At 37.7% G+C, this 24,414-nt stretch carries 19 protein-coding genes and 1 pseudogene; 13 read left to right on the top strand and 7 right to left on the bottom strand.

Going from position 1 to position 24,414, the window contains the following annotated elements:
- Positions 1–64 precede the first annotated feature (64 nt).
- A complete protein-coding gene (gene dacB, locus AC6H22_RS02860; RefSeq protein WP_005628919.1) occupies positions 65–1,504 on the top strand; it encodes a serine-type D-Ala-D-Ala carboxypeptidase in 1,440 nt (479 codons plus the stop codon).
- 64 nt (positions 1,505–1,568) lie between these two features.
- Positions 1,569–2,898 (top strand): annotated as a pseudogene (locus AC6H22_RS02855) (ABC transporter ATP-binding protein/permease); the annotation flags it as partial.
- Between the two features lie 138 nt (positions 2,899–3,036).
- Here the strand turns inward: AC6H22_RS02855 and rpsO are convergent.
- From rpsO to hldE, 4 genes are all read right to left on the bottom strand, one after another.
- Positions 3,037–3,306: a 30S ribosomal protein S15 gene (gene rpsO, locus AC6H22_RS02850; protein ID WP_005628925.1), complete on the bottom strand. Its 270-nt coding sequence runs from the start codon at positions 3,304–3,306 to the stop codon at positions 3,037–3,039.
- 191 nt (positions 3,307–3,497) lie between these two features.
- Positions 3,498–4,100, bottom strand: coding sequence for a PDDEXK family nuclease (locus AC6H22_RS02845; protein WP_046953268.1), 603 nt, complete (start codon positions 4,098–4,100; stop codon positions 3,498–3,500).
- A gap of 1 nt (position 4,101) precedes the next feature.
- Positions 4,102–5,181, bottom strand: coding sequence for a DNA cytosine methyltransferase (locus AC6H22_RS02840; protein ID WP_005628927.1), 1,080 nt, complete (start codon positions 5,179–5,181; stop codon positions 4,102–4,104).
- Positions 5,182–5,290: 109 nt separating this feature from the next.
- Positions 5,291–6,721, bottom strand: coding sequence for a bifunctional D-glycero-beta-D-manno-heptose-7-phosphate kinase/D-glycero-beta-D-manno-heptose 1-phosphate adenylyltransferase HldE (hldE, locus tag AC6H22_RS02835; protein ID WP_005628930.1), 1,431 nt, complete (start codon positions 6,719–6,721; stop codon positions 5,291–5,293).
- A gap of 96 nt (positions 6,722–6,817) precedes the next feature.
- On the opposite strand from hldE, the gene htrB reads away from it, so the two are divergent.
- The 5 genes from htrB to hypA all read left to right on the top strand — a co-directional run bounded on the left by htrB (position 6,818) and on the right by hypA (position 13,726).
- Positions 6,818–7,753 carry a lipid A biosynthesis lauroyl acyltransferase HtrB gene (gene htrB, locus AC6H22_RS02830; protein ID WP_046938793.1) on the top strand — a complete coding sequence of 312 codons (936 nt, stop codon included), beginning with the start codon at positions 6,818–6,820 and terminating at the stop codon, positions 7,751–7,753.
- A gap of 71 nt (positions 7,754–7,824) precedes the next feature.
- A complete protein-coding gene (gene parE, locus AC6H22_RS02825) occupies positions 7,825–9,723 on the top strand; it encodes a DNA topoisomerase IV subunit B (protein WP_005628935.1) in 1,899 nt (632 codons plus the stop codon).
- Positions 9,724–9,790: 67 nt separating this feature from the next.
- Positions 9,791–12,046, top strand: a complete 2,256-nt coding sequence (gene parC / locus AC6H22_RS02820) for a DNA topoisomerase IV subunit A (RefSeq protein ID WP_118816831.1) — start codon at positions 9,791–9,793, stop codon at positions 12,044–12,046.
- A gap of 29 nt (positions 12,047–12,075) precedes the next feature.
- Positions 12,076–13,290: a sodium/glutamate symporter gene (gltS, locus tag AC6H22_RS02815; RefSeq protein WP_005628939.1), complete on the top strand. Its 1,215-nt coding sequence runs from the start codon at positions 12,076–12,078 to the stop codon at positions 13,288–13,290.
- A gap of 94 nt (positions 13,291–13,384) precedes the next feature.
- On the top strand, positions 13,385–13,726 hold the full coding sequence (gene hypA, locus AC6H22_RS02810; protein ID WP_005633520.1) for a hydrogenase maturation nickel metallochaperone HypA: 342 nt from the start codon (positions 13,385–13,387) through the stop codon (positions 13,724–13,726).
- Between the two features lie 103 nt (positions 13,727–13,829).
- Here hypA and fdhF read toward each other — a convergent pair whose 3' ends face one another.
- Both fdhF and AC6H22_RS02800 read right to left on the bottom strand, forming a co-directional pair.
- The gene (gene fdhF / locus AC6H22_RS02805; protein ID WP_230599556.1) at positions 13,830–15,989 is read right to left on the bottom strand and encodes a formate dehydrogenase subunit alpha; all 2,160 of its coding nucleotides are present in this window, start codon (positions 15,987–15,989) and stop codon (positions 13,830–13,832) included.
- A gap of 239 nt (positions 15,990–16,228) precedes the next feature.
- Positions 16,229–17,143 (bottom strand): RimK family alpha-L-glutamate ligase, encoded by a 915-nt coding sequence (locus AC6H22_RS02800; protein WP_005628948.1) that lies wholly within the window; start codon positions 17,141–17,143, stop codon positions 16,229–16,231.
- Positions 17,144–17,259: 116 nt separating this feature from the next.
- Between AC6H22_RS02800 and AC6H22_RS02795 the strand changes: the two genes are divergently transcribed.
- Positions 17,260–17,523 (top strand): GrxA family glutaredoxin, encoded by a 264-nt coding sequence (locus tag AC6H22_RS02795; RefSeq protein ID WP_005628952.1) that lies wholly within the window; start codon positions 17,260–17,262, stop codon positions 17,521–17,523.
- 64 nt (positions 17,524–17,587) lie between these two features.
- Here the strand turns inward: AC6H22_RS02795 and fabB are convergent, their stop codons facing one another.
- Complete coding sequence (fabB, locus tag AC6H22_RS02790; RefSeq protein ID WP_497515305.1) at positions 17,588–18,808, bottom strand: beta-ketoacyl-ACP synthase I; 1,221 nt, start codon at positions 18,806–18,808, stop codon at positions 17,588–17,590.
- A 148-nt stretch (positions 18,809–18,956) separates the two neighbouring features.
- Between fabB and mnmC the strand changes: the two genes are divergently transcribed.
- The 5 genes from mnmC (at position 18,957) to AC6H22_RS02765 (ending at position 24,398) form a co-directional block, all read left to right on the top strand.
- Positions 18,957–20,969: a bifunctional tRNA (5-methylaminomethyl-2-thiouridine)(34)-methyltransferase MnmC2/FAD-dependent 5-carboxymethylaminomethyl-2-thiouridine(34) oxidoreductase MnmC1 gene (mnmC, locus tag AC6H22_RS02785; protein WP_497515303.1), complete on the top strand. Its 2,013-nt coding sequence runs from the start codon at positions 18,957–18,959 to the stop codon at positions 20,967–20,969.
- 87 nt (positions 20,970–21,056) lie between these two features.
- On the top strand, positions 21,057–22,016 hold the full coding sequence (locus tag AC6H22_RS02780) for a phosphotransferase (protein ID WP_497515301.1): 960 nt from the start codon (positions 21,057–21,059) through the stop codon (positions 22,014–22,016).
- Positions 22,016–22,894, top strand: a complete 879-nt coding sequence (locus tag AC6H22_RS02775) for a DMT family transporter (RefSeq protein ID WP_046952948.1) — start codon at positions 22,016–22,018, stop codon at positions 22,892–22,894. Before AC6H22_RS02780 ends, AC6H22_RS02775 begins: the two co-directional genes overlap by 1 nt.
- Positions 22,891–23,592, top strand: a complete 702-nt coding sequence (locus AC6H22_RS02770; RefSeq protein ID WP_114892620.1) for an NTP transferase domain-containing protein — start codon at positions 22,891–22,893, stop codon at positions 23,590–23,592. Before AC6H22_RS02775 ends, AC6H22_RS02770 begins: the two co-directional genes overlap by 4 nt.
- Positions 23,592–24,398, top strand: a complete 807-nt coding sequence (locus tag AC6H22_RS02765; protein WP_046952946.1) for a LicD family protein — start codon at positions 23,592–23,594, stop codon at positions 24,396–24,398. The genes AC6H22_RS02770 and AC6H22_RS02765 overlap by 1 nt, the downstream gene beginning before the upstream one ends.
- Positions 24,399–24,414: the final 16 nt, after the last annotated feature.

Below are 24,414 nucleotides of genomic sequence, written 5' to 3'. Positions count from 1 at the left end.
TCAATTTCATTCGGGGCTTATTATTGTTCGTCTAAAAAAAAATAGCAACCATAACAAACCTAATATGAAAAAATTATCTTCAATTTCCACCACACTTGGATCCTTTTTACTTTCCGTAAGCTTTAGCCTTCCAACCTTCGCAAACATTAACGTTTTAGACTTGACACAACAATTACCTGAAGGCTCTAGCGTAGGTTTCATCGCAAAAAATATAAATCAAAACCAAATTATTGCGGATTATAATGGCTCAACCTTTATGCTTCCTGCGAGTACACAAAAAGTTTTTACTGCCGTTGCCGCTAAACTTGCATTAGGCGATCAATTCCAATTTGAGACGGCTCTTTTGAGTAATGGAAAAATTCAAAATGGGAATTTAGATGGTCACTTAATCGTACGTTTCACAGGTGATCCTGATCTCACAAGTGGTCAGCTTTATAGCTTACTTGCAGAATTAAAAAAACAAGGCATCAAAAAAATTAATGGCGATTTAGTATTAGATACCTCTGTTTTTTCTAGTCACGACCGAGGATTAGGTTGGATTTGGAACGATCTGACCATGTGTTTCAACTCTCCGCCATCCGCTGCAAATATTGATAACAACTGTTTCTATGCGGAACTAGATGCGAATCAAAATCCAGGTGAAACAGTAAAAATCAATGTACCTGCACAATTTCCAATTCAAGTGTTCGGACAAGTTTATGTAGCGGATAGCAATGAAGCGCCTTATTGTCAGCTCGATGTTGTTGTACACGATAATAATCGCTATCAAGTAAAAGGATGTTTAGCCCGTCAATCTAAACCTTTTGGTTTAAGCTTTGCCGTGCAAGATACGGATGCTTATTCTGCCGCGATTATTCAACGTCAATTAAGACAATTAGGTATTGAGTTTAATGGCAAAGTCATGCTGCCCCCAAAACCACAACAAGGTCAGCTATTAGCTAAACATTTATCAAAACCATTACCAGATTTATTGAAAAAAATGATGAAAAAATCGGATAACCAAATTGCCGATTCATTATTCCGAGCGGTGGCATTCAATTACTATAAACGCCCAGCGTCCTTTCAATTAGGCACATTAGCGATTAAATCTATATTGCAAAAACAAGGAATTCGTTTTGGCAACAGTATTTTAGCCGATGGTTCGGGCCTGTCTCGCCATAATCTTGTGGCACCTAAAACGATGCTGTCCGTTTTAGAATACATCGCCAAAAACGAAGATAAATTGCATTTAATGGAAACTTTTCCGATCGCAGGTGTAGATGGCACGATCAGTGGGCGAGGTGGATTAATTAGCCCACCATTAGTCAAAAATGTGATTGCTAAAACTGGCTCTTTGAAAGGGGTTTATAACCTCGCTGGCTTTATGACAAATGCTCGAGGGGAAAAAGTGGCCTTTGTTCAATTTATTAATGGCTACTCAACTGGTGATTTGGAAAGCAAAACCAAACGAGCTGCATTAGTACAATTTGAGAGTGGCTTATATAACGAAATCTATAAATATTGATAAAACCTTCTAAAAAACACCGCACTTTACCATCAAAAGGCGGTGTTTTTTTATAGCCTTTTAAAAATGCTATCGCCTAAAATACGAACGAGATTTACCAGATAATATCGATCAACGTATTGAACAAGATGCGAGAGAATTTATTACCAGTACGGAATTGTACGAGGCATGATTAAATCGGTGCTCACGACCATTGAATTTACGATTATTTTATGGTCAGTTTCTGGTGTGTTAACTTTATTTGGATTTAATATTGAAAAAGGCGTCGTTTTCTTCATTTATGCCTTTATTATTTTTGCAACACTCATGTCCGTGTGAATTGGCCGCCCACTAATCAAGTTAAATTTTACAAAAGAAAAACTCAATGGCGATTATCGTTATTCCTTAATCCGTGTACGAGACAATGCAGAAAGCATTGCTTTTTATAATGGCGAGCCAAAAGAACAAACTTTCTTACAACATCAATTCCATCAAATTATCCATAACCGTTGGTCCATTGTATTAAAAATGTTGGGCTTAAATAGTTGCAACTCTGGGGTAACTCGCGTGGCTAAATTATTGCCTTTAATGTTACAAGCACCACGTTTTTTTCTGGTCAGATAAAACTAGGAGATATGCATCAAACAGTCCAAGCATTTAACCGATTAATGACCGCACTTTCATTCTTCCGCTTGTTCTATGAGCAATTCACACTCTATCAAGCTCGGTTAAAGCGTCTTTATGGTTTTATAACAAAAATGGATGAATTAGATAAACAAAACGTTCATCATCCTTTTCATTGTTCTCATCGTGTCACCTTAAAAAACTTTGGTATTAAAGATGAACAAGGTAATGTTCTACTCAATAATTTAAATATTAATTTAGAAAATGGAGATGCCCTATTGATTCAAGGTGCATCTGGAACAGGAAAAACATCGCTGCTAAAAGCAATTGTAGGAATCTATCCCTTTGAAATCGTCGATATTGCAGAGCATCCATGTATGGGAAGTTTATTCCTGCCACAACGACCTTATATGCCACAGGGTACTTTACGAGAAGCAATTTGTTATCCAAATATCAATCCAAGTCACGCAGAATTGGAACAAACAATGAAGGATTGTACGCTTGGAAAATACATACACGCACTTAATGTAAAAAATGACTGGTAAGCGATTTTATCGCCCAGTGAACTTCAAAGAGTGGCGTTTATTCGTATTTTACTCACAAAACCAGATGTCGTATTTCTCGATGAAACGACTTCAGCATTGGATGAAACAACCGAGAATTTACTCTACCAAACAATTAAAGAGCATCTGCCCGAAATGATCATTCTCAGCGTAAGTCACCGTAGTACATTACAGCAATTTCATAACAAACAACTAAAATTAGATGTATGTTTATTATGTGAACATTAGAAGATGGCAAGTTAATATATCAGCCAAATATTTTATTTATTTTGATGATAGTCTGAAGAGCGCCTATAAAATTAAAATAAAACTATAAAAAAAGCCCTCGATATTCGAGGGCTTGATTTTTTACTATCGTAATAAAAATTAGCGACGTAAACCTAAACGAGCGATAGTGCTTTGATATAAAGCAAGATCAGTACGTTTTAAGTAGTCTAAAAGTTTACGACGACGAGAAACCATACGTAATAAACCACGACGACCATGGTGGTCTTTTTTGTGCTCAGCAAAGTGAGCTTGTAAGTGGTTGATTTGTGCAGTTAATAATGCGATTTGAACTTCAGAAGAACCAGTATCTTTCGCATCACGACCAAATTCAGCAACGATTGCTGCTTTTTTTTCAGTACTTAGAGACATTTTTTACTCCTAAAAGGTAGTGTTGTTAATACATCATTCGCCGATCTCTAACTCAGCGATGACAAGGAGCCTGCATTCTAGCGATGAATAGGCTTAAATGCAAGGTTTATTCTGATAAAACCCATCATTCTGATTTGTTTGTCTTGAATCAATTATAAAATTTGAAAGCATATAACTAGAAATTATTACCACTATAGTGAAATTCTATACATTTCATTGGCTATTTCTTTATTATAAACATGATGATCTGTTTCAATAATTTTAATAGTTTCACTCTCTGAAATTTTAATTTGTTTTAACTCATTGATAAATTGATCATACTCTGTAGTGTGAGCAAGAATAAATTTATCAATTCCCATATAACTATTTCTATCTGCTCGTCTAGTTTTGACTTCACTTTCGGAAAGCGTTAAAAGATAACACTTTGCATCTCTATGAACATATTTTGTTGCAACAGCCTCAAGATCAGCTTGTTTCCAACGTTCCCTTAATGACGTTTTAGCACTAATAGTGATGGGCGTTCTACGATTATAGAGGACAATATCAAGAATTACATTTGGTACAAAAGCAAGTTTTGCTTGAACATAAACGGGACCGATTCCTTCCCTAAGTAATGAAAGGACAAGTAATTGCTCAAATACTCCCCCATTTACCGAATTATCTTCTTTATAATCAGATTTATAAATACCCCAATAAGTAGAAATAAATTCACTTGCAGTCCACTCTTTGTTAATAGGACATCCTTCTATTATTTGTTTGATAATAGTGACAACCTTTCGTCCTTTAGTAGTCATATTATTTACCTATGTTTAATTCATTTAATATTTGTTTTGCTGTTGCTTGAATAGCTGGCACAGCAACAGAATTGCCAAATTGTTTATATGCCGAGGCATCTGCAACAGGAATTACATAACTATCAGGAAAACCTTGTAATCTGGCCCATTCTCTTGGAGTCATCTTACGAATCCCCTCTCGATTAACTTCGCCTTTAATCCGAGTTGTTGGGGTAAAATCAGTAATTCGATGATCAATAATCAAATTACGCTCTCTTCCCATGCCGCCAACAACAATTGCATTCGCTATTCCATTATCAGAAATAATTTCATATCCAAAGCCGTTACCTTTACTTTCATGACGAGCTTTATGATTCCGTAATGTATTAATATATTGGGTTGATAAATAATATTTCGTTGCAACTGGTTTATCTTCACGAATATCAATAAAACGCACTGGCTGATTGGTCGGCTTTGGATAATTAAATGAATTCACCCCTGTATCTTTATGAAATCCCACAATATAGATTCGTTCTCTATTTTGTGGCACACCGAAATCTTTAGCATTTACAATTTCAGGATCTGGTACAAAATAACCTAAATCCTCTCTCAATGTGTTTAAAATAGTTTTAAGCGTATGTCCTTTATCGTGATTAATTAATCCTTTTACATTTTCTAAAAAAAAGGCTTTCGGTTGATGACGACGAATAATCTCAGCAACATCAAAAAATAACGTTCCTCTGGTATCTTCAAATCCGCCTCTTTTCCCTGCAATAGAAAAAGCCTGACAAGGAAAGCCTGCACAAAGGATATCGAATTCTTTAGGAATTCTAGCCTTTGTTTCTTCTAAAGTAATATCACCGTAAGGAATATCTCCAAAATTTGCAGCATACGTTTTTTGAGCTTGCTCATCCCATTCACTAGAAAAAACACATTTTCCACCCAAATTTTGCATTGCTAATCTAAAGCCACCAATTCCAGCAAAAAGATCAATAAAGGTAAAACTTACTGTATTCTGCACTAGGTGCTTATTTTCTGAAAACAAATGATATTGTGCTTCAGGTTCTTCAATTATATTTTGCTGTTCTAAAATTTCAGCCATGTACATCTCTAAAAAAGTAGTATTCAGTAAAAATATGTCTAATTATATTTATATAACAACATAAAAAATCGTAGATGCAATATTTACAGAAAATTCTATTTCCTACAGTCTACTCTTTTAATGTCCTAATTTTTTCAATCACATTTGTTGTTGAACAACCATTTTCAAAGTTTAGCACTTTAACATCACCGCCGTTTGCCCAAACTTCTTTACTGCCTGCAATCTCTTCTGGTTTGTAATCGCCGCCTTTTACCAATAAATCCGGTAAAATATCGCCGATTAAACGTTGTGGTGTATCTTCAGTGAATGGCACCAACCAGTCCACGGATGCCAAACCAGCCAGTACCGCCATACGAGTTTCAAGGTTGTTAATTGGGCGACTATCACCTTTTAAGCGTTTAACTGAATCGTCGCTGTTTACTGCAACAATTAGACGATCGCCTAATTTTCGTGCATTTTCTAAATAAGAAACATGCCCTGGATGCAAAATATCGAAACAGCCATTAGTCATCACAATTTTTTCACCGCGCGCTTTAGCTTGTGTGACAGCATCTTTTAATTCAGCTTCACTCATAATGCCAAATCCTGTTTCAGGACGAGCATGAATCGCATTTTCAAGTTCCACGGTCGAAACCGTTGAAGTCCCCAATTTACCCACCACGATCCCAGCGGCCACATTGGCTAGGTAACAAGATTCTTCGAAAGAACGTCCATCTGCTAATGCAGTTGCTAATACGCTAATGACAGTGTCACCAGCTCCCGTCACATCAAATACTTCTTTTGCAACGGTTGGCAAATGATAGGGTTCTTGATTTGGGCGTAATAATGTCATCCCTTTTTCAGAACGCGTCACCAAAAGTGCAGTTAATTCAATATCAGAAATTAATTTTAAACCTTTCTCAATAATCTCCTCTTCTGTATTGCATTTGCCCACGACAGCTTCAAATTCAGACATATTTGGTGTCAATAATGTCGCACCACGATAGCGTTCAAAATCAGTTCCCTTTGGATCAATTAACACAGGCACATTCGCTTTGCGTGCAATTTGAATCATTTTCTGAACATCTTTAAGCGTGCCTTTGCCGTAATCAGAAAGAATCAAAGCACCGTAATTTTTCACCGCACTTTCTAACTTCGCTAATAAATCCTTGCAATCTACATTATTAAAATCTTCTTCAAAATCAAGGCGAAGTAACTGTTGGTGACGAGATAAAATACGTAATTTAGTAATGGTTGGATGGGTCTCTAATGCAACAAAATTACAATCGATTTTTTGTTTTTCTAATAAGAGGGAAAGTGCAGAACCTGTTTCATCTTGTCCAATCAATCCCATTAACTGAACAGGTACATTAAGTGAAGCAATATTCATCGCCACATTTGCTGCACCACCCGCGCGCTCTTCATTTTCCTGTACACGAACCACTGGTACTGGTGCTTCTGGTGAAATACGATTGGTTGCGCCGAACCAATAACGATCAAGCATCACATCGCCTAATACGAGTACTTTTGCTTGCTTAAATTCTGCTGAATATTGAGCCATTTTAAAATCTCTCTATTTGAATAACCAAAATTGTGGTGATTTTACCACAACTCAAATTTACGATAAACTACGCCCCTAACTTACGTGGAAAGAACAATGAAAAACGAAAAACTCCCTCAATTTCAACCGCACTTTTTAGCCCCAAAATACTGGCTGTTTTGGTTAGGCGTGGCAATTTGGCGAAGTATTTTATGTCTTCCCTACCCTATTTTGCGCCATATTGGTAATGGTCTCGGGTGGCTGTTTTCACATTTAAAAGTGGGTAAACGTCGAGCTGCCATTGCACGCCGTAATCTTGAACTTTGTTTCCCTGATATGCCTGAAAACGAGCGTGAGGCAATTTTGCAAGAAAATCTCCGCTCAGTAGGAATGGCAATTATCGAAACTGGCATAGCTTGGTTTTGGTCGGATTCACGTATCAAAAAATGGTCAAAAGTTGAAGGGTTACATTACCTAAAAGAAAATCAAAAAGATGGAATTGTTCTCGTCGGTGTTCATTTCCTAACGCTAGAACTTGGCGCACGCATTCTTGGTTTGCATCATCCCGGCATTGGTGTTTATCGTCCAAATGATAATCCTTTGCTTGATTGGCTACAAACACAAGGCCGTTTACGTTCTAATAAAGATATGCTTGATCGTAAAGATTTACGCGGAATGATCAAAGCTTTACGCAATGAAGAAACGATTTGGTATGCACCTGATCACGATTACGGCAGAAAAAATGCCATTTTTGTACCCTTTTTTGCGGTGCCCGATGCTTGCACAACCACTGGTAGTTATTATTTATTGAAATCCTCACCAAATAGCAAAGTAATTCCATTTGCGCCATTACGCAATAAAGATGGCTCAGGCTATACCGTGAGTATTTCAGCGCCTGTTGATTTTACAGATTTACAAGATGAAACGACGATTGCTGCGCGAATGAATCAAATCGTTGAAAAGGAAATAATGAAGGACATAACAATATACATGTGGCTACATCGCCGTTTTAAAACGCGTCCAGATGAAAATACGCCTAGTTTATACGATTAAAAGTGCGGTCGAATATCACCGCACTTTTTGATAGAATTTTCTCAAATTTAAAAAATTAACGACTTCTAACCATGACAAGCAATTATTCAGCTCAAGAAATTACCGTTCTTAAAGATCTCGAGCCGGTGCAAATTCGCCCCGGTATGTATACAGACACCACTCGTCCGAATCACCTCGCACAAGAAGTTATTGATAACAGCGTGGATGAAGCCCTCGCGGGTTTTGCCACAAAAATTGAAGTAATTTTACACCCAGATCAATCTATTGAAGTCACAGATAATGGTCGCGGTATGCCTGTGGATATTCATCCTACGGAAGGCGTTTCTGGCGTAGAAGTAATCCTGACTAAACTACATGCGGGTGGTAAATTCTCCAATAAAAATTATGAATTTGCCGGTGGTTTACACGGTGTGGGGATTTCTGTGGTGAATGCGCTTTCTGAACGCGTGGATATTCAAGTCAAACGTAATGGTGAAGTGTATAAAATTGCCTTTGAAAACGGCAATAAAGTAGAAGAATTGGAAGTTATTGGGACTTGTGGTAGACGCACAACGGGAACAACAGTTCACTTCAAACCGAATCCAAAATATTTTGACAGCGCAAAATTTTCTGTTAGCCGCCTACGCCATTTATTAAGAGCGAAAGCAGTCCTCTGCTCAGGGCTTGAAATCAAATTCATTGATAAAGTAAACAATACTCAAGATATTTGGTTATATGAAGATGGTCTTTCCGATTACCTTATCGAAGCAGTTAACGGTTTTGAAACCCTTCCGGAAAAACCATTCGTTGGTGAATTTAAAGGAACAAATGAAGCGGTTAGCTGGGCATTACTTTGGTTGCCAGAAGGTGGCGAACTGATTGGCGAAAGCTACGTAAACTTAATTCCGACTATTCAAGGTGGAACACATGTGAATGGCTTACGTCAAGGTTTACTAGATGCCATTCGAGAATTTTGCGAATTTAGAAATCTATTACCACGCGGCGTAAAACTTACCGCTGATGATATTTGGGATCGTTGTTCTTACATTCTTTCCCTTAAAATGCAAGATGCGCAATTCGCAGGGCAGACTAAAGAACGCTTATCATCACGCCAAAGTGCGGTGTTTGTCAGCGGTGTTTTAAAAGATGCGTTCAGTCTATGGCTAAATCAAAATGTACAAGATGCTGAAAAATTAGCAGAAATTGCCATTAGTTCTGCACAACGCCGATTACGCGCAGCAAAAAAAGTGGTACGAAAAAAACTCGTTAGCGGCCCTGCATTACCAGGAAAATTAGCTGATTGTGGCTCACAAGATTTAGAAAAAACAGAATTATTTTTAGTAGAGGGCGACTCTGCGGGCGGCTCAGCAAAACAAGCGCGTGATCGCGAGTATCAAGCGATTTTGCCGTTACGTGGAAAAATCTTAAATACATGGGAAGTTTCACCTGATCAAGTATTAGGTTCAACAGAAATTCACGATATCGCTGTGGCCCTAGGGATCGATCCTGACAGCAATGATTTATCACAACTTCGCTATGGTAAAGTATGTATTCTAGCGGATGCTGATTCCGATGGTCTTCACATTGCCACCCTACTCTGTGCCCTGTTCTTACGTCATTTTCCAAAATTGGTACAAGACGGTCACGTTTATGTGGCTATGCCACCACTTTATCGGATTGACTTAAATAAAGAAGTCTTCTACGCATTAGATGAAAGTGAAAAAGAGGCGATTTTAGATCGGTTGAAAAATAAAAAAGGCAAACCGAATGTTCAACGTTTTAAAGGTTTAGGTGAAATGAATCCATCACAATTACGTGAAACAACAATGGATCCTAATACTCGTCGCCTTGTTCAATTAACTTATGATTTAGAGGAAGACCAAAGCGCGGATACATTAGAACTGATGGATATGTTATTAGCGAAAAAACGTTCCGAAGACCGTAAAAATTGGTTACAAGCAAAAGGCGATCAGGTTGATTTATCTGTTTAGACTAAATTAATCTCAGTAAATCCGAATTTTAATAAATTAAGAATCTATTCAATTAACAGAAACCAAAATGACAAATATCAATTATGAAGGCATTGAGCAAATGCCTCTACGCACCTTCACAGAAAGGGCTTATCTCAACTATTCCATGTATGTCATCATGGATCGTGCGTTACCTTTTATCGGCGATGGTTTAAAACCCGTTCAACGCCGTATCGTATATGCGATGTCTGAACTTGGCTTGAATGCCACGGCAAAATACAAAAAATCTGCCCGTACCGTCGGTGATGTACTCGGTAAATTCCATCCACATGGTGATAGCGCTTGTTATGAAGCAATGGTGTTAATGGCACAACCTTTCTCTTATCGTTATCCGCTTGTAGATGGTCAAGGTAACTGGGGGGCACCAGATGATCCAAAATCCTTCGCAGCCATGCGTTATACGGAATCGCGCCTATCTAAAATCTCTGAAATCTTGTTGAGTGAACTCGGGCAAGGAACAGTAGATTACCAACCAAACTTTGATGGAACCTTGGCTGAACCGCAATATTTACCTGCTCGTTTACCTCATATTTTATTGAACGGCACAACAGGTATTGCGGTGGGGATGGCGACCGATATTCCACCACACAATATTAATGAAATTGCTGATGCGGCAGTAATGTTGCTAGATAATCCTAAAGCGGGATTAGACGATGTACTTGAAATTGTTCAAGGCCCAGATTTTCCAACAGAAGCAGAAATTATTTCGCCAAAATCAGAAATTCGTAAAATTTATGAGCAAGGCCGTGGCTCAATAAAAATGCGTGCAACTTGGAAAAAAGAAGACGGTGAAATTATTATTTCAGCGCTTCCACATCAATCTTCGCCATCCAAAGTTATTGCACAAATAGCCGAACAAATGACGGCAAAAAAACTGCCAATGCTAGAAGATATTCGAGATGAAGCCGATCACGAAAATCCAATTCGCATTGTGCTAGTTCCTCGCTCAAATCGCGTCGATACCGATGCGTTAATGGCACATTTATTTGCTACCACAGATCTTGAAAAAAGCTACCGTGTAAATATGAATATGATCGGACTTGATCATAAACCTGCGGTAAAAGGCTTATTAGAAATCTTAAATGAATGGCTTACCTTCCGTCGCACAACCGTAACTCGTCGCCTTCAATATCGCTTAGATAAAGTACTCTCTCGCTTGCATATTTTAGAAGGTTTGATGATAGCCTTTTTAAATATTGATGAGGTTATCGAAATTATACGTCATGAAGATGATCCAAAAGCAGAGCTTATGACACGCTTTAATTTAAGCGATGAACAAGCTGATGCAATTTTAAATTTACGCTTACGTCATTTAGCGAAATTAGAAGAAAACCAACTCAAAGCTGAACAAGATGAACTTGAAAAAGAGCGGTTAAATTTAGAAGCAATTTTAGGCTCAGAACGCCGTTTGAATACGCTTATCAAAAAAGAAATTCAAGAAGATGCGAAAAAATATGCCAGCCCACGGATGTCTCAACTGGTCGAACGTGAAGAAGCCAAAATGATCTCTGAAAGTGACATGACGCCAGCAGAGCCTGTCACTGTCATCTTATCAGAAATGGGCTGGGTACGTTGTGCTAAAGGACACGATATTGATCCAAAATCATTAAGCTATAAAGCAGGTGATAATTATAGAGCTCACGCTTGTGGCAAGAGTAATCAAGCTGTTGTATTCATTGATAGTACGGGGCGAAGTTATGCACTCGATCCGCTTTCATTACCTTCCGCGCGTTCGCAAGGTGAACCACTCACAGGTAAACTAAATTTACCAGCTGGTGCGACCATTGAATATGTCGTAATGGCGAGTGAACAACAAGAATTATTGATGGCTTCTGATGCGGGTTATGGTTTTATTTGTAAATTTGAAGATTTAATTGCACGCAATAAAGCAGGAAAAGCCTTGATTTCTTTACCGGAAAATGCCAAAGTGATGGAGCCTAAGACGCTGGCGAGTGCCACCGCACTTGTTGTCGCTATGACATCTGCTGGCAGAATGTTGATTTTCTCGGCAAAAGATTTACCGGCATTATCAAAAGGCAAAGGCAATAAAATTGTGACAATTCCTGCCGCAAATGCAAAAGAGCGCAGCGAATTGTTAGTGAAATTATTGCTTATTTCAGATCAAGCAAGTCTTGAATTTCATTCCGGAAAACGAAAAATTGTATTAAAACCGGAAGATCTGCAGAAGTTCCGAGCTGAACGAGGCAGAAAAGGTTCGACATTACCACGTGGATTACATACAAATGTTGAAATAGTGATAATCGAACCGCAACACAACACATAATTTAAACACAACATAGGGAGATCCAATTTATGAGTCATACATTTAGCACGTATGAAACCCTTGCACTAGCAAGCTTAGTCTTGCTCTTGGGTTATTTTCTCGTTAAACGAATCAGCATCTTAAAAACATTCAACATTCCCGAGCCGGTTGTTGGTGGTTTTATTGTTGCTATTGGTCTTTTAATTTGGAATAAAGTAGATGGTACATCCTTTAACTTCGATAAAAATTTGCAAACTACCATGATGTTAGTGTTCTTCACTTCCATTGGTTTAAGCGCAAACTTTTCCCGTTTAATTAAAGGCGGAAAACCACTTATCGTATTTTTGTTCGTCGCTGGTTTACTAATTATTTGCCAAAATATCATCGGTATCGCAGGTTCATTAGCATTAGGTATCCACCCAGCATACGGTTTATTAGCAGGTTCAGTCACATTAACTGGCGGTCATGGTACTGGTGCTGCATGGGCAGATACCTTCGTTCACCAATTTAATCTACAAGGTGCAACTGAAATTGCAATGGCATGTGCAACCTTTGGTTTAGTCTTTGGTGGTATCATCGGTGGCCCTGTTGCACGTTTCTTATTAAATCGTCAAAAACAAGGTGAAAATCCTGAAAATGATGAAGTAGATGATATTCAAGAGGCTTTTGAACATCCAACTTACAAACGTAAAATTACTTCACGTTCGTTAATTGAAACTATTGCAATGATGTCTATCTGTTTGCTTATCGGACAATATTTAGATGCACAAACAAAAGGCACCGCATTCCAATTACCAACATTCGTATGGTGTTTATTTACTGGTGTAATTATCCGCAATATTTTAACCAATATCTTCCGTTTCCAAGTGGCTGATTCAGCTATTGATGTATTAGGTAGCGTTGGTTTATCAATCTTCTTAGCTATCGCCTTAATGTCGTTAAAACTTTGGGAACTTGCAGGCTTAGCGGTAGATGTATTAATCATCCTTGCAGTACAAGTTATCTTTATGGCGATATTTGCTATCTATGTTACTTATCGCGCAATGGGTAAAGATTATGATGCGGTTGTATTAAGCTCTGGTCACTGTGGTTTCGGTTTAGGTGCAACGCCAACAGCCGTTGCAAATATGCAAGCCATTACCAGCCGTTTTGGGCCATCACACAAAGCATTTTTAATCGTTCCTATGGTCGGTGCATTCTTTATCGACTTAATCAACGCTGCGCTATTAAAAGTCTCATTTGCTGTAGTAAATATGCTCGCGTAAAGTGCGGTTGAAATTGACAATGTTTTAGAGAAATGCCTTTATCTTGAATTGATAAAGGCATTTATTTTAAGGAAGAAAAACAAAAGGAAAAACTATGCACGAATTGTCTCTTTGTCAAAATATGCTGGAAATAGTAGAACAACAATGTAAAAGTCACGATATAAAAAAAGTTACGGATCTTTGGCTGGAAATTGGTGCCCTCTCTTGTGTAGAACCTGACGCATTGGAATTTTGTTTTGATATAACCTTTCAAGGTACCGCTGCTGAAGGCTGTAAACTTCATCTCATTCCTATTGCAGCGCAAGCCTGGTGTTGGCAGTGCCAAAAATTAGTTGAGATACAAGCTCACCATGATTCTTGCCCAAACTGTGGCAGCATACACTTGCAACGACAAAGCGGTGATGAATTACGTATTAAAGAAATTGCCTTTGAATAAACCGCTCTTTTTAACATTTCAAATATTCTTACCAATATCATATTTCATTAGACACAAAAAAGGACAGGCATAAAGCCTGTCCTAATCATGATAAATATTATAATTAAGCCACAAGTGCGGTTTCTTTTAAGCGTGATTTAAGCTTAGTATATTCAGTTACAACATAGTGCTCAGCCCAACGTTGATCTTCAATTTTTTCGATACGCACCGCGCTGTATTTATATTCCGGAGTACGAGATCCCGGATTTAAATGTTCAGCCGTGAGTTCGTTACATTTTCCGATCCACCATTGGTAAGTCATATAACACGCACCTTTATTAGTACGAGAACTTACATCCGCACGAGATATAACTTTACCACGAGATGAAGAAATCCAAACAAGCTCATTATTCTTAATGCCTAACGCTTTCGCATCTTGGTCGTTCATTTGAACAAATCCTGGTTCGTCTGCCAACGCAGCAAGTGCACGGCAGTTACCCGTCATTGAACGGCAAGAATAATGACCAACTTCACGCACGGTAGAAAGCACTAATGGATATTCTTCAGAGACTTCTTCCATAGGTGGTTCCCAGTCGCAAGCAAAGAACTCTGCTTTACCATTTGGACGGTCAAAAATTTGACCTTTATACAAGTATGTAGTGCCTTGATCTTCAGGGCCTTCATCTGTACATGGCCATTGAATATAACCCAAGCCTTCCATTTTTTCGTAAGTTGCACCTTTATAAATTGGGCAAAGCTCACGCAACTCATCCCAAATTTCTTTGGTGTTGTTGTAATGCATTGGATAACCCAAAGCTTGTGCCATAAGACTAATGATTTCCCAGTCGTCTTTCACATCACCAACAGGATCCACCGCTTTATAGAAACGTTGGAAACCACGGTCAGCCGCACTATAAACACCTTCGTGTTCTGCACAAGATGTTGCTGGTAAAATCACATCCGCTTCCGCTGCCGTTTGAGTCATAAAGATATCTTGAACAATAATAAACTCAAGATCTTTAAATGTTTGTTTCATGGCATTCAAATCAGGTTCAGTTTGTAAAGTATCTTCACCCATAATATAGAATGCTTTGAGTTTACCTTCTGCCACAGCATGTGGCACTTCACTCAATGGTACACCTGGTTTGGTTGGAATAGATGGTACGCCCCATGCTTTCGCAAATTTAGCGTTGATTTCTGGATCCGCATAGCTTTGATAACCAGGTAAAGTATTATATAAAGCCCCCATGTCACATGCGCCTTGTACGTTGTTTTGACCACGCACAGGATTTACACCAACATTTGGTTTACCTAAGTTACCAGTAAGCATTGCTAAACTTGCCAACGCACGTACAGTTTCTACACCTTGACGGAATTGGCAAACGCCCATACCCCATAAGATAGTAGCAGTTTCCGCTTTCGCATAAGTGCGGGCAATTTCTCTCAACATTTCAGGCTCAATGCCAGTGATATGTTGAGTTGATTCAGGTGTATAAGCTTTTACAGTTTCATAGAACGCATCGAAATTTTCGGTATGTTCATCAATAAATTTTTGATCTTGTAATCCTTCTTCAAGAATCACGTTCATCATTGCATTCAAAAATGCGACGTTACTACCATTGGCAAGTGGCGCATAAATATCAGCAATACGAGCGGTTTCAATTTTACGAGGGTCACAAACAATAATCTTCGCCCCTTTTGCTTTCGCGTGGTTAATACGACGCGCCACAATAGGATGAGACGTTGAGGCATTATAGCCAAAGATAAATACGCATTTAGTGTCTTCAATCTCAACGATTGAGTTAGACATCGCGCCATTACCCACTGATTTGAGCAGACCTGCTACAGATGGGCCATGTCAGACACGTGCACAACAGTCAATGTTGTTATTGCCTAATACCGCACGAGCAAATTTTTGCATAACGAAATTCACTTCGTTACCTGGTCCACGAGAAGAACCCGTTACCATAATTGACTCGTTGCCATATTTTTCTCTAATTTCTTGTAAACGTTTTGCAGAATAGGAAATTGCTTCTTCCCAGCTCACAGGCGTGAACGGCTCGCCACGTTTGTAGCGAATCATCGGTTGAGTTAGGCGAGGAGTGAGGATTTTTGTGTCATGCACGAAATCCCAGCCATAATATCCTTTCAGGCAAAGCTCCCGTTCGTTTGTTTTACCGTTTGCACCTTCAGCACCCACAATTTTGTTGTTCTCAACCAATAGATTGATCTTACAACCTGAAGCACAATACGGACAGACAGTAATCACTTTTTTAATTGCCATAGTAATGTCCTTATTTTAGATAACCAGAATGAATTACTCATTCCGAGTAATATAATACGCCTAAATAAAGAACATAGGCTTATAAATTCTGTGGATTTTTTGATATAAAACAGGTTTTAGATAATTTTTTAATATTCTGAGAAAACTCAAAGAAAAATGACCGAACTTTTGATAGTGAGGTTATTAGAAGATGTGTATAAAAATTGGTATGAATAATAAGGCTATAAAAATATCAAATTTTATTTATTTTTCTTATTCAAATGAATCTGCTTTTCAACATAATTTATCATCTGTAACGCAATATCAATCCCGCTTGTTTTTTCAATCATTTCTAAACCTGGACTTGCATTTACCTCTAAAACCAATAATCCATTTTTCGAACGAATTAAATCCACGCCAGCCACATCTAAACCGATAGCTTTTGTTGCTTGAATGGCTAGCTGCTTTTCTTCATCGCTTAGGGTAATTTTTTCGGTTTTTCCACCACGATGGCAATTCGCCCGAAACTCACCATCTTGACCAATTCTCTGCATCGTTGCTACAACTTGATCAGCAATTACAAAACAACGAATATCCGCATTGCCCGCTTCTTCAATAAAATCTTGCTGTAGCATAGATATATTGGTTTGCTTAAAAGCTTCCATAATGCTCACCGCACTTTGTGGTTTTTCAGCCAAAATCACCCCAATTCCTTGTGAACCATTTAGTGTTTTTAAAATTGTCGGCGAACTGATATGAGGTATCGTCGTCTGAGCTTGTACTTCACCGCCACTTAAAAGTGAATTGGGAACAGGAACACCAGCCTTCAGCAAAAGTTGCAAACTTTTCCACTTATCACGTGCATTTAAAAATGCCTGGGATGAATTTAAACAAAAAGTCCCTTTGCCTTCAAAATGCTGTAAGACTGAGCATCCAATTTGTGTACTTGTTGTACCAAATCGAGGCAAAACAGCATCATAATCAGGCAATAAATAAGGATCCGATTCTGAAGTTTCTTGATAAAAAATCTGAAAGTGCGGTGTATTTTGCGAGAGTTTTAAGAGGCAACGATTCGGATCTAAAATATCCATCTCATGCCCTTGATGTTCAGCAGCTTCTTTTAAGCGTTGGCAACTGTAAAGACGAGGTTCGCGGCAAAGCATTAGTAATTTCATAATATTTAACTCATTGTCTACGGTGTTCCGTATATTACACGAATAAAAACACTTTATGTAGACGATAAAAATCAGGTAGAATTGCCTAGAATTTTTAACTCAAAAAAGGAAATCTTATGTTCGTTGTTATTTTTGGTCGTCCTGGCTGCCCTTACTGTGTGCGTGCAAAAAACCTTGCTGAAAAATTAAAAGGAGAAGTTGCTGATTTTGACTATCGTTATGTGGATATTCACGCAGAAGGCATTACTAAAGAAGATTTATCAAAATCTGTTGGTAAACCAGTAGAAACTGTACCTCAAATCTTTATTGATGAAAAACCAATCGGTGGTTGCACTGATTTTGAAGCATTAATGAAAGAACAATTTGGTATCGTTGCTTAATTTTTCTTTTTAATTTACAAAAAAGCCACTTTCAATCGAAAGTGGCTTTTTTCATAGACGAATTTTAACCGTTATAACGTTTAAAAATTAGTGTTGCATTTGTACCACCAAAACCAAAGCTATTTGACATTACCGTTTGTAATCCTGCATTTTCTTTCGTCTCAGTAACGATATTGCAACCTTCAGCAGCTTCATCTAAGGTTTCGATATTAATACTTGGTGCAATAAAATCATTATCCAACATTAATAACGTGTAAATTGCTTCGTGTGCACCCGCCGCACCTAAAGAGTGACCGGTCATTGATTTAGTTGAAGAAATCGCTGGGACTTTATCACCAAATACATTTTTGATTGCACCTAATTCTTTCACGTCACCTACTGGTGTAGATGTACCGTGTACGTTGATGTAATCAATTGGGGTATCGACAGTTGCCATTGCTTGTTTCATACAACGCTCTGCACCTTCACCACTTGGTGCCACCATATCGTAACCATCAGAAGTTGCGCCATAACCTACAATTTCAGCGTAGATTTTTGCACCACGAGCAAGTGCATGTTCTAATTCTTCAACCACTACAACAGCACCACCACCAGCAATCACGAAACCGTCACGGTTTGCGTCATAAGCACGAGATGCTTTTTCTGGCGTGTCATTGTATTTAGTTGAAACTGCACCCATCGCATCAAACTCAGTAGCACATTCCCAAGATAATTCTTCCGCACCACCAGCAAAAACCACATCTTGTTTGCCTAATTGAATTAACTCAACCGCATGACCAATACAATGCGCAGAAGTTGCACAAGCAGAACTGATTGAATAGTTCACACCACGAATTTTATAAGGTGTAGCTAAACAAGCTGAAACACTTGATGCCATGGTTTTCGTTACCGCATAAGGACCAATCGCTTTTACACCACGAGGACCACGAGCTGCATCACACGCCACTAACTGATTATGTGCAGAACCCGTACCTGCACCAATCACTAAACCGGTACGATCATTAGAAACTTGATCTTCTGTTAAGCCAGAATCTTCAATCGCTTCACGCATAGAAAGATAAGCATAAGCTGCTGCATCACCCATAAAACGGAACACTTTACGATCAATGTGCTCGCTTGGGTTTAATTTGATTGTTCCGGCAACATGGCTACGCATATTCATTTCTACAAATTCAGGCACAACTTCAATACCTGATTTCCCTGCTTTTAATGAAGCCAATACTTCTTCTTTGTTGTTACCGATACTTGAAATAATCCCAAAGCCTGTAATTACAGCTCTTCTCATTGCTTCTTCCTTATTGTTTTATATGTAAAAATAACGGCTCAAAATTACTACGAAATAAAAATATTTCAAGCAATAATTCATTTGTTCGACCAGTTTAGAAAATCGCGTTATTATACGCAAATTTCATTAGGCAAGGAAGGAATAAAAAATGACCTTTAGCGTGCAACATGCTGAGATTCACTTCAATCAAAACCATATTCCCGTCTCAGATCAATTCGATGATATCTATTTTTCTAACGAAAATGGATTGGCAGAAACAAATTATGTTTTTTTGCTAGGTAATCAACTTTGGGAACGTTGGATAAGCCACAACGAGGCTAATTTTGTCATCGCTGAAACAGGATTTGGTACAGGATTAAATTTCTTTGCGGCAACCAAATTGTTCCGTGAATTTCGCCAGCAACACGAGAATCATCCTTTAAAACGCCTTAATTTTATTTCCTTTGAAAAATATCCGCTAAAAATTACCGCACTTTCGCAAGCGCATCTTGCCTATCCTCAGTTTGAAGATTTAAGCGTTCATTTGCAACATTATTGGCCTTCATTGATTCTCGGTTGCCATCGTATCCATTTTGGAGAGACAACATTAGATTTATGGTTTGGTGATATATCAGAAAACTTGCCACAACTTGGCGATTATATGAATGAACGTATTGATGCTTGGTTTTTAGATGGCTTTGCGCCGAGCAAAAATCCTGAAATGTGGAATGATGATCTCTATAACTTGATGTTTCGTTTCACGAAAACAAATGGTTCTTTTGCTACCTTCACCGCAGCAAGTTCGGTCAGAAAAGGACTTGAATCCGCAGGCTTTAACGTGACAAAACGTAAAGGCTTCGACAAAAAACGGGAATGTTTAAGTGGGCTAAAAATACACTCAAAATCTACCGCGCTTTCCACACCTTGGTATCTTGCTCAGCCTGCTAAAATGGAAAAACAAGATGTCGCTATTATCGGCGGTGGTATTGCCTCTCTTTGCGCTGCCATTTCCTTAGTAAAGCGTGGGGCAAAAGTCACTATTTATTGTGAAGATGATGTGCTCGCACTTAATGCTTCGGGCAATAAACAAGGCGCGTTTTATCCACAACTTAGCGATGATAATACGCTCACCATTGATTTTTACCTGCACGCTTTCAGCTACGGTCGCCAATTACTTGATTGCGCAATCGCACAAAACATAGCGTTTGAACACGAATTTTGTGGCGTTGCACTATGTGCTTACAACGAAAAAAGTGCGGTCAAATTAACAAAGATTTCTCAACTTGGTTTGCCGAGCGAAATCTTCCAAATGCTGAATGCTGAACAGCTAAGTGAAAAAGTGGGATTACCGCTTAATTGCGAAGGAGGTTGGATTGAACAAGGGGCTTGGCTTGCGCCAAGACAATTTGTTCAAAATTCCTTTTCATTTCTTGAAAAGCAGGGTGTCGCCATTAAAACCTCACAAAAAATTACCGCACTTTCTCAACAAGAAAAAGGTTGGGAACTAGAAAATACGCAAGGTCAAAAATACCGCCATGAAGTCGTCATTCTTGCGAACGGATATAAAATTACTGATTTTGTTCAAACAAAAAAGCTACCGCTCTACCCTATCCGCGGGCAAGTCAGCCAAATTCCAACATCAGAAAACTTACTCAAACTGAAATCTGTACTTTGTTATGATGGTTATCTCACCCCAGCCGATCAATTAAAAACCTCACATTGCATCGGCGCAAGCCATGTTCGTGATAACGTTGATCGCCATTTTAGCGAACAGGAACAACAAGAAAATCAACAAAAAATCCAACAAAATATCGCCCAACCTTGGACTCAAGATGTGGATACATCAGGCAATCTTGCTCGTATAGGCATCCGCTGCTCTGTAAGAGATCTTGCCCCAATGGTTGGAAACGTACCTAATTTTGAACAGCAACAAGCGAATTATTACAATTTATTCAACCTCCGCCGCCGCAAACAACCTATTCAAAGTGCGGCAAATTTTCAGAATCTTTTTTTAACGGCAGCCTTAGGTTCTCGCGGGCTGACCTCCGCCCCACTCTTAGGCGATACCTTAGCTTCAATCATTTATGACGAGCCATTACCAATAAGCGAGGCCATATTACATAACCTTTCAGCTAATCGAGCTTGGGTGAGAAAGTGGTTGAAAGGTTCAAAAGTTGAATAAATTGATAAGATTCAATATCTTACAAAAATAACTTTGAAGTATTAAAATTAAATAAAGCGTAAATATAAGAATGAATACAAAAATGCCATGCAATCAATCAATCAATCAATCAATCAATCAATCAATCAATCAATCAATCAATCAATCAATCAAATTATAGAATTTGTTAAAACTTGCTATAAACCAGAAAAACTGTTTGATTTTCTTAATCAACATTCCATTCCTTTTTCTTATATTGGGGGAATGACCAATCAAAATGTTCTACTTGATATTTCAGGGATGAAGTTTGTATTGCGGATCCCTAACGCTGTTAATTTATCACTTATTAATCGAGAATATGAGGCATTCAATAATGCACAGGCATATCGTGCTGGTTTAAATGTAGAAACTCCCGTATTGGATGCAAAAAGTGGGGTAAAACTGACTCGTTATTTAGACAATAGCAAGCCTTTAAGTCAAACGCAATTAAACGAACAAAGTTGTTTGTCTCTAGTTGCGAATAATTTATATCGTTTACACAACAGTGAATTTATTTTCCGCAATGTGTTTAGTGTATTTGATGAGTTTCGCCAGTATTTTTCATTGTTAGAAAACAAATCCGCTTTTTTTCAAGCAAATCCTAGAATGAATAAACTTTCAACTGTATTCTGGCAGTTTGAAAATATCAATAAAGGCTTAATTTTACGTCCATGTCATAATGATTTAGTCCCTGAAAATATGCTATTGCAAGACAACCAGTTATTTTTTATCGACTGGGAATATTCAGGCTTAAATGATCCGTTATTTGATATAGCGACGATCATTGAGGAAGGTAATTTATCAATAGAAGCTGCTGATTTTCTATTAGAAGTCTATTGCAATCATACAAATAAATACAATTCGACAGAACTTCAAACAGCCCATAACCGATTAAAAATTCATCGTTTTTGCCAAAATGTACTATGGTTTTTATGGACAAAAGTAAAAGAAGAACATGGTGAAGATTTTGGCGATTATGCAATAAAACGCTTGGATGCTGCATTTAAACTTTTAGAGGAATTACTGTGATGCACGGTTATCTATTTGGAATACTATCCGCTATATTTTGGGCATTATCTGGACTTCTGTATAACGAATTACCATTAAGTGGATTCTCTGCGCTGGGAAAAGTAATTTCATTACTCTTTTTAATTGATTTTTTTTCATTGCTTGCAATAGGCATAACATTGTGGCGAAGAGGAGCGGTTAATTTTCAAAAGATTTTTTGGTCCCCCGTATTATCGGGAGTATTCGGCGGGCCATTGGGGATGTCGGCATATTTATTAAGCATCCACTATTTAACAATATATTATGCAGCACCGCTTTCTTCTCTATTCCCAGTTTTAGCCGCACTGATGTCTTATTGGATTCTAAAAGAAAAAATTACCAAAACAGCCCAATTCGGGTTTGCTTTGGCTATTATTTCTTCTTCGTTGCTTGCTATTGAAGTAGGACAAGAAATAACCTTTAATACCATCGGTTTTATTTTTTTAATAATTTGTATATTAGGGTGGTCATCCGAAATAGTAATATCCTCCTATACAATGCGTTCTCTCTCTGGACTTCAAGTGTATTTTTTAAGACTATGTGGTTCAACTATTGGTTATTTATTGATTCTATTTATTCTTTCCTTGAAAGATTTCTCACTAGATATACTTAGTTTTAATTATGTACAAATTGCTGGTGTAATAATCTTTGGTGCATTATCTTACTACTGCTATTACCAAGCGATTTATATGTTAAAACCAATCAAAGCAATGGCATTAAATATCACATATTCTGTATGGGCAATTGGACTTGGTTATCTGCTCTATAAACAGCCAATTAAGCCCATTACCTTACTACTCACCTTATTATTAAGTGCAGGAGTGATCGTTACACTTTATTACAAAGGGGAACAAAAATGAATGCAATCATTTTAGCCGCAGGCCTAGGCAGCCGCTTTAAAGAAATCACACAAACCACTCATAAAGCTCTATTAGATATTCATGGAACACCTAACTTAGAACGGACACTCACTTTTCTACGTAAAGCAAATATCGACAATATTGTCATTGTTACAGGGTATTTACATGAACAATTCAATTATCTACAAGAAAAATATAGTTGCACTCTAATTCATAATGAAAAATATAGAGAATACAATAGTATTTATTCCTTCTCTCTAGCTCGAGACTTCTTTAATGATTGTTATGTGATTGATGCGGATGTTGTACTTAATCGAAATATTTTTCTAACTAAGCCATCACACAGCAAATATTTCACGGTTATCCGTTCTAAAACGCATAATGAGTGGCTACCGATTTTAAATAGCAATGGGCAAGTAATACGTATTGATATTGGTTCACTGAATCAACCCAGTTTGTCAGGAATATCATTCTGGACTACACAGGATTGCAATACCATTCTAAATTTAATCAAAGATTACTTAAATGAAGTGCGGTTAAAAAATCCAAAACTTTATTGGGACACAATTCCAATGGAATATATAGAGAAATTGAATATCTATACGGAACAACTTAACAGTGATGATATATTTGAAATGGATAACCTTGATGATTATCGTCATATTTTACAAAAACTTACACCAAACAAGGAAAAATAATGAAAAAATTGACACTTAGAGAACAACAACTCGTTTGTCTAGACATCTTAGATTATTTCCACGCTCTGTGTGAACGATATAAAATTAGCTATTCTCTTGGTGGTGGAACATTAATCGGTGCAATACGCCACAAAGGTTTTATCCCTTGGGATGATGACATTGATGTTTATATGCACCGCGATGAATATCAAAGGTTCGTTGATGTTTGGTTTCAAGAAACTCACGAATACTACAATATTGAAACGGCAGAAGACATACTTGCTCAAAAGACTGGAGAAATGGCAAAAATCTTTGATTGTCGTACTCAAATAACCGAAATTGATGGAAAAAAAAGCGCAATGTTTATAGATATATTCATCTATGATGGGGTGCCAAATGATCCAAAGATCATCTGCTCTTTTATGAAAAAATATAGAAGAACTCATCGCCGTTTCTATTCTTGCAAGAAAAGATGGTTAAGAGAAAAAGAAAATACCTTATGGAAAGCAATACTTAATAAATTGAGCCATTTAATATTTTCCAAAATGCAAAAAAATCTAGAGCAATTTCAAATAACATATCCGATAAAACAATGCGATTATATTGGTCTTGTATTATCTGATTATGACGATTGCGGAGGATGGCAAAAATCTTATATGCCAAAGGAATATTTTAATCACGTTATTTATAAAGAATTTGAAGGACGACAATTTCAAGTAATGAATGGATATCACGAACACTTAACGCAATATTATGGAGAATATATGAAACTTCCACCAGAAGAAGAGCAAAAACCACATCATATTCAAGAAGCGTATATTTTATAAGCGAAAGGGCAGATTT

The sequence above is a fragment of the Haemophilus sp. THUN1690 genome (genome assembly GCF_059704375.1).
The sequence above is the reverse complement of the archived record's forward strand: the minus strand, read 5'-3'. Positions and strand labels throughout refer to the sequence as shown.